A 12359-nucleotide genomic window follows, 5' to 3' on the forward strand; every position below is an offset into this window, starting at 1 on the left:
CTCATCCTTAATGAAAACTTATAGTTATTAAATTCATGTTCAATCAATACATAAATTTATGATTTAAGTGGTGGAATTCTATATAATCAAAAATTATAAGATCACATCTTGGGATGGTTTCCATGGAAGATATCAATAATAAGCTAATAAATATAGGTGAATACGGTCAAGCCTTAGACGGTTACAAAGACGTTTTAAATCAGACTATTTTGCAGATTGCTCCTGAATCTTTGCAACCGTTGTTAGGCAATGTTTTACCTTCGCATTGGCAGGAATGGTTATTGCCTTTGGTGGGCGTGCCATTTTTTCTACTGTTTTTGGCTGAATGGTTTTATCAGTCTAAGCGTGGGTACGGTGATTCATTTAGCTTAAAAAGAACCATTACTAATTTTAGCTTGGGCGGTTCTTATTTAACGTTTGAGTTGATTGTACAAGCGTTAATTGTATTACCAATCTGTCTGTGGCTATATCAATATCGTCTTTTCACAATTGAAGTAACCTGGCTAACGGTTATTCCCATATTCATTGCTGTTGAATTCAGCTATTACTGGTTCCATCGTGCTTCACACAGAGTCAACTGGTTCTGGTCAGCGCATGTGCTGCATCATTCTGATGATAAGATGAATTTATCTACTGCTATGAGGCAGAGTTTATTGTATTCAGTCACTGGCTGGTGGTTATTCTTTGTACCGCTTATGATGCTTGGTGTTCATCCTGTTTGGGTGTTTTTCTTCTATGCACTCGATCTGATCTATCAATTCTTTATCCATACTGAAACGGTCGGTAAATTTCCTAAATGGGTAGAGTATATTTTTGATACCCCTTCTAATCATCGTGCTCACCATGGCGCTAATGAGGAGTATATTGACCAAAACTACGGTGGCGTTATCATTCTATTTGATCGTTGGTTCGGTACTTACGTGGAAGAAGATACCATTAACAATCCAGTTAAGTATGGCGCAGTGGGTGAAGCGAGCCATGACAATATTTTCAAGCTAATATTTGATGTTTTCTATCGCATGTGGCAACGATTTTTCCGCGCTAAAGGTATTAAAAACAAGTTGAAGGTTTTGTTTAGCCCGCCGAGTGCAGCTTAAGTTTTGTTGCCATAACAGAAACTTGAACAAGAGAAATTTCCTGCTGATCTATGTTGTCACATTTATAGGTGCTAACTTGGAAGGTTTTAATGAGATAGCCTGATGCCTGTATAGCGCACTGACTACGAATAGAATATATATGGTAAGTACACCATCAAGTACACTGTAGTTATCACAATAATTCAAAACCTCGATATCATTAGCCTACAGATCAAGGTTCAAGTCCTCACTAGGGAACCATGATTACTACCATAATTGATGTTGTGGTAAATAAAAATCTGCTACTTTATCTGTATATATAAACTATATATACCTTTCAAGGCAATAAAAAAGAGATACCGTAGCATCTCTTTTCCTAAATTCATCAAACGTACTATCTTAGTGATGCTCACCCGGTAAAATCCTAGCAAAGGCACGCTGCGCAAGGTTTGGTTTCTTATCGGTGATCTGCGCCACACGGGTACTTGGGAAAATACGATAACCCATAGACTGAATACCCACGTTGATGGCTGGTGCTAATGAATAAGTAGCCGATGCAAACTTACCCATGTTACTGGCGATGCTGTTTGGTTTACGGACAATTGCTTTCGCTACCATCATCGCCGCTTCATCTGGCATGAGTGCAGGCATGTAGCGGTACAACTTGGTTGGCTCAATCATAGGCGTGCGTACCAATGGCATAAAGATATTGGTAATTGTCACATTATCTCCTTTGACCTCAGCAGCTAGGCAACGGCTAAAAGCATCCAGCGCTGATTTTGACGCGACATAAGCGGCAAAACGTGGACTATTTGCTAATACACCAATAGATGAGATATTGACGATTTGACCCGTTTGACGTCCAATCATCGTCGGTAAGAATCCAAGAATGATTTTGACAGCGCCAAAGTAATTGATATCCATGGTACGCTCAAAATCATGGAAACGATCGATAGATTCGTGTACCGAACGGCGAATCGAGCGACCGGCATTATTAACCAGTACATCGACATGACCGAAATCAGTTAAGATTTGCTCACTGACTTTTTCAATCTCATCCATATTGGTCAAATCACAAGGGTAATAAGTGGCCTTACCACCAAGCTCCTCAATGTTGTCTTTAACCGTTTTTAATTTTTCTTCCGTACGTGCTAATAAGATAACATGTGCACCGCACTCACTGAGCAAAAAGGCCGTACGCTCACCAATACCACTTGATGCACCAGTGATGATAATATTTTTGTCTTTTACCGCTTTAGTAATTGCTTTTTTCGAGGGATTAGCCATAAAAAATCCTTTTTGTTTGTATTATGCCTATGAACGTTCGTTTATAGCATAGCAAAAAAACATGGGACAAAGTGAATAAAACAGCGGTTTAAAGCCCAAAAGATCGCTGATTATAGAACTTTATAGACACAATATGTTTATTGCATAATATTGGACTTTGTGCTTATTACTAATGAAATTGCTTATCTAGATAAAATCGTAGCGCACGAACTTTTTTAAGTCTACTGCTGCTGTTCGAATTGAAAGTAAAACTTCCTTATTAGATGAATAAAACGATTCTAATAACTTAGTACACTCTTGCCAATAGACATCTACAGTCAATCCACAACAATAGTGATACAAGGAAACCGAGCGCCAGTTATACATGTGTATGCTTAGCGAGGTTGGCGCCGTAACCATTCTATTGTGGGCAAACCATACTTACCTATTACTTATGAGCTGTATTATTCATGAGCGTGCAAAAAAGCCTCGACCACGCGAAATTGCCCAGCGGTGCTCTCCTCACCATACATCGCTTGGCGAAAAGCATTAGAGTTAGGAATACCCGTGGTATACCAAGCAATATGCTTGCGGGCGATACGGCAACCAGAATATTCACCGTAAAAGTTATATAGCTCTTGTAGATGCGCGAGTACAATCTCCTTAATTTCGCTAACACTTGGCGCATCAAGGCGCTCACCAGTACGCAAAAAATGCTCGATATCTCGAAATATCCACGGCTGCCCTTGAGCAGCACGGCCAATCATCACCGCATCGCAACCAGTTAACTCGTAAACACGCTGAGCCTTTTGTGCGCTATCAATATCACCATTGGCGATAACAGGAATACTGATGCTTTCTTTGACCTCACGTATTAGCTCATAACGCGCTTCACCCGTATACATATCCTCACGAGTGCGCCCATGAATAGCAATAGCAGCAATGCCTGCTTGCTCTGCTCGCTTTGCCACGCGCAAAATATTCTCGCGTCCATTTTCAAAACCTAAGCGCGTTTTTAATGTCACCGGTGCGTCAACAGCATTCACAGCGGCATCCAGCAAACGCGCGACCAAATCTTCGTCTTGCAACAACGCCGAACCTGCCAGCTTGCGACAAACTTTTTTGGCAGGACAGCCCATATTGATATCGATAATCTGCGCGCCATTATCAATCTGATAACGAGCCGCTTCGGCAAGTTTATCCGGCTCAGCTCCAGCTATCTGTGCAGAAATAGGCGCGATTTCATTATCGAAATTGGCACGATAAAGAGATTTTTTGCGTGCATAAAGCGCTGTATCAGCGATTATCATCTCGCTGACTGCGTGACCGGCACCAAAGGATTTGCATAACCTTCGAAAGGGATTGTCCGTCACGCCTGCCATGGGCGCCACCATCAGACGGTTTTCAATCGTCAGACCACCGATAGTTAACGGTTGTAACAACGGATGATCATTAGCGATTGGTGCAGATGAGTCAGAAGAAACTGGATTATTTATAAGCATAAAAAAATGGCTTGATTCGTAATGAAAACAAGCCGTTATTCTAAGGGTTCTTGACTTTATTGCAAGCCATTCAGATGAATAACTTGCAACAATAAATACTCAGTTTTAATAATGAAACCAACTATTTATCAAACACACTACTTATCAAACACACTACTTATCAAACACACTACCCTGCTCTAGCGTGATGTCTTCATCATGCTCCTGCATGCGCCAAGGTAAGCTATTAGGCGACTCATCTAAAAAGTACAGATATTTTTCAAACTGATCGATGATGTCGTTAATCACTGACTCAGACTGATAGCCGTACAAATCATAGGTCTGACCGCCGCGGCGCAGATAAACTTGGGCGCGGTGATAGTGATCTTGTGTATGGCTGCTTGTGCCTTCCTTATAGTAATCAGGTGTATCCTGATGGGTCAAGCGCACCTCATACCAAAACTCCACGTCATCGCCACGTTGCAGCTCCAATACCGCTCGATTATTGGTGTCATCATAGTTCACTTCAGGGTGCCAGCCAGTCTCTTTAAACTTTTCAGCTACCTCAGTCATCGATGACATGACAATACCTTTAATATAGTCTAAAACATCCTCGCGGCTTGGCTGCTCAGTGATGTAATCAATCCGGTCACGCCAAGCATCAAGCTTGAGCAGATGCGGCGGCAAATGATTCTCGTTCGCCAAACTCTCATTGCGATGCCCCTCGATGCGTAACGCTTTCCACATACCATACATAGCAATCAAAATAATAATGGTAAACGGTAAGGCGCTGACGATAGCTGCTGTTTGCAGAGCCTGTAGACCCCCTGCCAGCAAAAGCACAGAGGCGACAACACCTAGTATCACTACCCAAAACGTGCGCTGCCACGCTGGCGTATCACTACGACCTCCTGCTGCTAACGAGTCAATGACTAGAGAGCCCGAATCAGATGAGGTGATAAAAAAGGTGATAATAAGCACGACCGCCAGAGCTGACACTACTTGCGTAAAAGGCAGATTCTCAAGTAGCTTAAACAAAGCAATCGCTTGATTATTCTGTACTTCAGTAATTAATGACTCATAGCCTTGTACCATGATCATATTTAGCGCTGTGTCACCAAATACGGCAAACCAAAAGAAAGTAAAGATGGTTGGCACTAGCATCACACCTGCGATGAACTCACGAATGGTACGACCACGGCTGATTTTAGCAATAAATATGCCGACAAATGGTGACCATGAAATCGTCCATGCAAAGATAAACAGCGTCCAACTGGTAATCCAATCGCCTTGCTGATAAGCCTGTAAGCTAAAAGTACGCTCAACGATATTGCCCAAATAGCTGCCCGTATTTTCCATAAAGGCATTTAGAATAAATACGGAAGGACCAACGATAAACACAAACAACATCAGCGATGTTGCCAGTATCATATTCAAGATAGACAGGCGTTTGACCCCTTTATCCATACCGGCCAATACTGATATCAATGCCAAACCAGTAATTAAAGTAATGGCAATGACCTGAACGGTGGTATTAACTGGGATACTAGGAACCAAATAGTTCAAACCCGTATTAATTTGCGAGACTGAAATACCTAAGCTGGTTGCTAATCCAAACAAAGTACCTAAGATAGCAAATACATCGACTGCATGGCCGATAGGACCGTATATTTTGTCACCGATAATAGGGTAAAGCGTCGAACGCATTGATAAGGGCAAACCTTGACGAAAAGCAAAATAAGCCAACGTCAGCGCGACAACACCGTTGATCGCCCAAATATGAAAACCCCAGTGAAAATAAGCAATCTGCATCGCTTCTTTGGCAGCAGCAATGGTTTGCGGCTCTGACAGCGGCGGCGTTGCAAAGTGTAGCACCGGTTCAGCGACACCATAAAACAGTAGCGCAATACCGTAGCCTGCCGAAAATAGCATCGAAAACCATTCAATAAAGTTGTACTGCGCATCGCCATGATCAGGACCAAGCTTGATACTGCCATAAGGCGAAAACGCCAGCACCACAATAAATATCAAAAACAGCGCGGTTGCCAGCATATAAAACCAACCGAAATTCTCAGTGGTAAAATTCAGCACTTGCTCAAACAAGCCACTAGCCAGTTGTGGATTGACCGAAGTGCCAATCACCAGCAATATCATGACAATCGCTGTCGGTATAAATACGGGCATCAGAATAGTAGAGCCAGATAACTTACTCATAAAATGCTCTCAAAAATTATAAATTGGTATATGTGCCTAATACTGTTATATAACCATCCGTTTTTCAAAGTATAAATGTGTCTATGGTATGCACAAATAACAGTTGTTGATAATTAAAATGCTTTTAAAGCGGTAAAAATCAACTAAAAACGACCGCTAACCACCACTGAATACGTGACTTATGTAAAAAGCTGTCTTGATAAATGTATTGGTAAAACCACTTCTATAGAAAAATAAAGCATGAAAAATAGTTGACCTCTAAAAAAAGGCAACTTTTCAGCTGCCTTTCCTCATTCAATACAAAAGGTCTGCTTATCACACAGATTACTTATCAAACACGCTACCCTGCTCAAGTGTGATGTCTTCATCATGTTCCTGCATACGCCACGGCAAAATATCTGGCGACACATTAACAAAGTGTAGATACTTCTCAAACTGATCGATAATGTCGTTAATTACTGATTCTGACTGATAACCATATAAATCGTAGGTTTGACCACCGCGGCGCAGATATACCTCAGCGCGATGGTGATGCTCTTGTGGCAATGTATTGGCCATATCCTCAGTATAGTAGTCAGGAATCTCATGCTCGGACAAACGAACCTCATACCAGAACTCAACGTTTTCACCACGTCTCAATTCGAGCACTGCACGATTATTAACCTCATCATAATTAACGTCAGGCAACCAGCCTGCTTCTTGAAACTTTTCAGCGACTTCTGTCATCGATGACATGACAGTGCCTTGGATATAATCCAACACCTTGTCACGCGTTGGCTGACTGGTCATATAGTCAATACGGTCACGCCATGCATCTAGTTTGAGCAAATGTGGCGGCAGATGGTTGTCATTGGCTAGACTCTCGTTGCGATGCCCTTCGATACGTAGCGCACGCCACATGCCAAATGTCGAAATCAATATAATGACTGCAAAAGGCAGAGCACTAACAATAGCAGCGGTTTGTAACGCGCTTAGACCACCCGCGATGAGTAGCGCTGCGGCGACGGCACCTTCGGTGACCACCCAAAACGAACGCTGCCACCATGGCGTATCACTGCGCCCACCTGCGGCGAGCGAATCAATGACCAATGACCCTGAGTCCGATGACGTCACAAAGAAAGTAATAATTAATAATACGGTTAATGATGAGACGATTTGGGTAAATGGCAAATTCTCTAGCAATTTAAACAACGCTATCGCTTGGTTATTCTGCACCTCACCGATTAACGCATCATAACCATCCACCATAATCATATGTAGCGCGGTATCACCAAATACTGAGAACCAAAAGAAGGTGAACAGCGTTGGCACGAGCATCACGCCCAGTACAAACTCACGAATGGTGCGACCACGACTAATTTTTGCAATAAACAAACCAACAAAAGGCGCCCATGCAATCGTCCACGCAAAGATAAATAACGTCCAGCTACCGATCCAATCACTCGACTGATAGGCTTGTAAACTAAAAGTACGCTCAACGATATTGCCCAAATAGCTACCGGTATTCTCCATAAAGGCATTCAGAATAAATACCGATGGACCGACGATAAATACAAATATCATCAGCGCTGTGGCCAATACCATGTTTAGGATAGACAACCGTTTAACACCTTTGTCCATTCCAGCCAACACAGAAACGAGGGCCGCTGCGGTAACCAAAGTGATGATAATGACTTGCACAGTCGTACTGACTGGAACCATTTCAGGCAATAAGTAATTCAAGCCTGCATTGATTTGCGCTACCGATAAACCCAAACTGGTGGCAATACCAAACATAGTACCTACAATTGCAAACACATCAACCGTATGCCCAATGGGACCATGTATTTTGTCACCAATTAGCGGATATAACGTTGAGCGCACTGATAATGGCAAACCATGGCGAAAAGAGAAATATGCCAATGATAACCCTACCACGCCATAAATCGCCCAAATGTGGAATCCCCAGTGAAAATAAGCAATCTGCATCGCTTCTTTGGCAGCAGCAATGGTTTGTGGCTCTGAGAGTGGCGGACTGGCAAAATGTAGCACAGGTTCGGCGACGCCATAAAACAGTAAGGCAATGCCGTAGCCTGCTGAAAACAGCATGGCAAACCATTCCAGAAACTTATACTCAGCCTCCGCATGGTCAGGCCCAAGTTTGATACTGCCATAAGACGAGAAAGCCAAAGCAACAATAAATACCAAGAATATAGCAACTGCCAACATATAAAACCAACCGAAAGTATCGGTGGTAAACGCCAGTACAGAACTAAACAATTCGCCAGCAGCTTCGGGATTAATCGCTGTGCCAATCACTAGCAACAGCATAATAGCGGCGGCGGGTAAAAATACTGGCAGCAAAATAGTGGAGCGAGGTAATTTACTCATAAAAAATGATATCCTCAAAAAGTAACAAGACAAAAGCACAGTGTATTTTTAAATCAACCTACGGTTTGATAAAGACAAAAATTATTAGCATAACTTATGCAAACACGTACCTTATACAACCATGTAATTACAAACATGCAATTTGGGCAAATATGATATTTATCACACTCTTTTCCAAAACCCCAGACAATCCCTGACTCTGTAACACTACTTTAACGATTGTTACATGACTATTACCAAGCAATAAAAAAGGCAGCTTGTGAGCTGCCTTTTTATAGTTATGAAGAAAAACTTAAAATCTAACGCCCTCTGTTGCTTTATTAAATAAGAAAGCGCTGTTTTTATGTTAAAAGGTGGAGATAATAGCGGCAAGTTGTTGAGCCATTTCTGCCAGTTCACCCTGATCTGCTTGAGTGACTGCATGACGACCTAGCTCATGAATGCTCGAAGGAATCAGGTGAATATGATAGTGAAAAACAGTTTGACCCGCTTGCGAGCCATTTAGCTGCATCTGAATAATGCCTTCACGCTCAAATAACTGACGCTGTGCTTGCATCACCTTTTTAGAGGTCATCAAAACAGCGGCGGCATACTCTGGTTCAAGATCCACCAAGTCGACGGCTTTTTGCTTAGGTATAACCAGTACATGGCCTTTCGCTTGCGGCATGATATCCATGAAAGCGAGGGTTTTATCATCTTCATACACTTTGTGATATGGAATGTCACCGTTTAGCATTTTGGCAAAGATATTATTATCATCGTATTTGGCTTGCTGATTGGCTTGTGTCATTATTTTTTCCTTTGGTTGCTAGCTGTTTACTCTTTTTTAGAATGGATTAAAACGTACTTAATATAGTGGACGAAATACAGTCTGAACACAAGTCGCTGTAATGCTCAGAATCAGAACTTCAATCAAAATATCAATCGCTTTAGCCTACCAATTTGGTTGGCGAGACAGTCGCTTTAAATGTTATATTAATACTCTATTTTAATGACACTATGTTTATGGATGCGCTAACTTTGCCGACTCAAACATCACCCAATAATGACGCTGGTACAGCGCTCAATCATACGCTGACACCTGTAACAGAAGATGCCGTGCACAACACAGACGCTCTACATAACACTGCTTCTGAACGTCAGAGCCACGCTCACACCATTGCGCCAAACGCTATCATTTTAGCGGAAGCACTGACTGATAAGAGCATCCATTGGCAGATACATAATTGCAAAATCATTAAGAAGACCGTGACTCAGGACTTACCACTACCGTTCTTATATCACTATGACAGTCTAGAGGATGCCGTTAAGCAAGCAAATCCATTGACGCCTGCTCTACTTGCACAATTCAATACACCTATGACGGCCGATGCTGCTGCCAAACTAATGGGGATCAATGAAGGGCTGTTAGCCAGTCCTTGGCATGTAAAAGTCATTGGCTCATTGGTCGTATTCAGCGAAGCCCTACAATTAGCAGTACGCTTGCATTGGACCAATACGGGCAAAGACACTCAGCAAATATATACCAAAGATGCCGCAGACGCCATTACCGCCGCCTTCAAGGACTGGCAGTTTTTTGGTCGTGTGGATATTCTTTATAAGAATGACAAACAAACTCTAGTTAGTGTTGATGAGCAGCCATCCAAGACGCAAACACAGCCACCCGATGCGCTATTGACGATTGAACCTAGCAGAGATTACCAACAGCTGGTCGCTAACCATGCCTTAAGCGTTATTATTAAGTTGGAGGCAGATAAAGTAGATTTGCCTTGGTTTGATAAAGCCATCTTGGAGCGTCTTGAGTAGCGCTATGCTTACTTTTTTATTGCAATACACGACTGATTGTTAACGAATCGTTTTCAGTTATCCATATCTAATGGTATGGTAATGACCTAGTATTATTCACTAGTACTCACTCAGTATAAAAAGCACACTATTAATATCACAGCTGAGGCTGCACATTTTAACAAACCTCGCCTATTTGTAAGGAATATCACATGGATTATCGCTCAAAAACCTCTACTGGTGGTCGTAATATGGCAGGTGCTCGCGCACTATGGCGTGCAACTGGCATGACTGATAGCGACTTTGGCAAACCAATCATTGCGATTGCCAACTCATTCACCCAGTTTGTACCCGGTCATGTGCATCTAAAAGACCTTGGGCAAATGGTGGCGCGCGAGATTGAAAAGGCGGGCGGCGTCGCAAAAGAGTTCAATACTATCGCTGTCGATGATGGTATTGCGATGGGTCATAGTGGCATGTTGTACTCACTACCCAGTCGTGACCTCATTGCCGATTCTGTTGAATATATGGTCAATGCGCATTGCGCTGATGCTTTAGTTTGTATTTCTAACTGCGATAAAATCACCCCTGGTATGCTAATGGCCGCAATGCGCCTAAATATTCCCGTGGTGTTTATCTCAGGTGGGCCAATGGAAGCGGGTAAAGTCATTGCCAGCACCGTGGCTCATAGTCATAATAATGACGGCGGTAGCGACGTCCATACCACTGACAGTAAAGGCAATGCGATTCGTAAGCTTGATTTGGTTGATGCGATGATGGATGCCGCTGATGATAGCATCAGTGATGAAGACGTCTTAGCCATTGAAAGCTCAGCCTGCCCAACTTGTGGTTCGTGCTCTGGTATGTTTACTGCTAACTCTATGAACTGCTTGACCGAAGCGTTAGGTTTGGCATTGCCTGGTAATGGTTCGCTATTGGCGACTCATTCGCTGCGCCGCGAGTTATTCTTAGAAGCTGGACGAACGATTGTGTCATTGGCCAAGCGCCGCTATGAGCAAGATGATGATTCGGTATTGCCGCGTTCTATCGCCACCAAAGCCGCCTTTGAAAATGCGATGACCTTAGATATCGCCATGGGCGGCTCGACCAACACTATTTTGCATCTACTCGCTGCTGCTAATGAAGCGGAAGTCGACTTTAAAATGCATGATATCGATCGTTTAAGTCGCGGTGTACCTTGCCTCTCGAAAGTTGCGCCTGCGTCACAAAAATATCATATGGAAGACGTGCATCGTGCCGGTGGTGTCTTTGCGCTGTTGGCCGAACTTGATCGTGCGGGCTTGCTGAATACTGACTTGCCAACCATTCATAGTGCCACGATGAAAGAAGCCATCGATAAATGGGACATCATGAATCCTGACAATCTTGAGGCGCGTGCACGCTATATCGCCGCTCCTGGAGGCGTCCGTACCACTGAGGCATTTTCACAGTCAAAAGAATGGCCAAACCTCGACGTCAACCGTGAGTCAGGCTGTATTCGCAGTGCCAAGCATGCCTATTCAGAAGATGGTGGACTGGCAGTACTGTATGGCAACATCGCTGAGCGTGGCTGCGTGGTAAAAACCGCAGGCGTCGATGAAAGCATCCTAGCCTTTACCGGTCGTGCACGACTCTTTGAATCGCAAGACGATGCAGTAGCAGCCGTGCTTGATGATAAAATCGTGGCAGGTGATGTGGTCATCATTCGCTATGAGGGTCCAAAAGGCGGCCCTGGCATGCAAGAGATGCTCTATCCAACGACTTACCTAAAGTCTAAAGGCTTAGGAAAAGAGTGTGCGCTACTCACTGACGGTCGTTTCTCTGGCGGTACGTCAGGACTATCAATTGGTCACGCCAGCCCTGAAGCGGCTGAAGGTGGCGCTATTGGTCTGGTTGAAGAAGGCGATACTATTCATATTGACATCCCAAACCGCACCATCAATATGCAGGTCAGCGATGCAGATTTAGCAGCTCGCCGCGAAGCCATGGAAGCTCGTGGTCGCGATGCTTGGAAGCCAGTAAGTCGTGAACGTCATGTAACGCCCGCACTACGTGCCTATGCTGCTATGACGACTAGCGCTGATACTGGTGCAGTACGTGATGTCAGTCAAGTCGAGCGTTGATTTTTGATTAACCGTACTTTTTATTAAAAATTGAATTTTTTTAA

8 protein-coding genes are annotated in these 12359 nt (G+C 43.3%); 3 read left to right on the plus strand and 5 right to left on the minus strand.

Features of this window, described 5'->3' with window-relative positions; genetic code table 11:
* Positions 1–122: 122 nt before the first annotated feature.
* Positions 123–1097, plus strand: coding sequence for a sterol desaturase family protein (locus QL919_RS07855; RefSeq protein WP_290189002.1), 975 nt, complete (start codon positions 123–125; stop codon positions 1095–1097).
* A gap of 378 nt (positions 1098–1475) precedes the next feature.
* Here QL919_RS07855 and QL919_RS07860 read toward each other — a convergent pair whose 3' ends face one another.
* From QL919_RS07860 to QL919_RS07880, 5 genes are all read right to left on the minus strand, one after another.
* Positions 1476–2363, minus strand: coding sequence for an SDR family NAD(P)-dependent oxidoreductase (locus tag QL919_RS07860; RefSeq protein WP_290189003.1), 888 nt, complete (start codon positions 2361–2363; stop codon positions 1476–1478).
* Between the two features lie 443 nt (positions 2364–2806).
* Entirely contained in the window at positions 2807–3844 is a 1038-nt protein-coding gene (gene dusB / locus QL919_RS07865) for a tRNA dihydrouridine synthase DusB (RefSeq protein WP_290189004.1), read from the minus strand.
* Between the two features lie 153 nt (positions 3845–3997).
* Positions 3998–6037 (minus strand): BCCT family transporter, encoded by a 2040-nt coding sequence (locus QL919_RS07870; protein WP_290189005.1) that lies wholly within the window; start codon positions 6035–6037, stop codon positions 3998–4000.
* Positions 6038–6361: 324 nt separating this feature from the next.
* Positions 6362–8407 (minus strand): BCCT family transporter, encoded by a 2046-nt coding sequence (locus QL919_RS07875; protein WP_290189006.1) that lies wholly within the window; start codon positions 8405–8407, stop codon positions 6362–6364.
* Positions 8408–8753: 346 nt separating this feature from the next.
* Positions 8754–9197 carry an HIT family protein gene (locus QL919_RS07880; protein ID WP_290189007.1) on the minus strand — a complete coding sequence of 148 codons (444 nt, stop codon included), beginning with the start codon at positions 9195–9197 and terminating at the stop codon, positions 8754–8756.
* Between the two features lie 215 nt (positions 9198–9412).
* Between QL919_RS07880 and QL919_RS07885 the strand changes: the two genes are divergently transcribed.
* The gene (locus tag QL919_RS07885; RefSeq protein WP_290189008.1) at positions 9413–10213 is read left to right on the plus strand and encodes a hypothetical protein; all 801 of its coding nucleotides are present in this window, start codon (positions 9413–9415) and stop codon (positions 10211–10213) included.
* Positions 10214–10404: 191 nt separating this feature from the next.
* Positions 10405–12315, plus strand: coding sequence for a dihydroxy-acid dehydratase (ilvD, locus tag QL919_RS07890; RefSeq protein WP_290189009.1), 1911 nt, complete (start codon positions 10405–10407; stop codon positions 12313–12315).
* Positions 12316–12359 lie beyond the last annotated feature (44 nt).

This window comes from Psychrobacter sp. APC 3426 (assembly GCF_030408035.1).
Lineage (GTDB): Bacteria > Pseudomonadota > Gammaproteobacteria > Pseudomonadales > Moraxellaceae > Psychrobacter.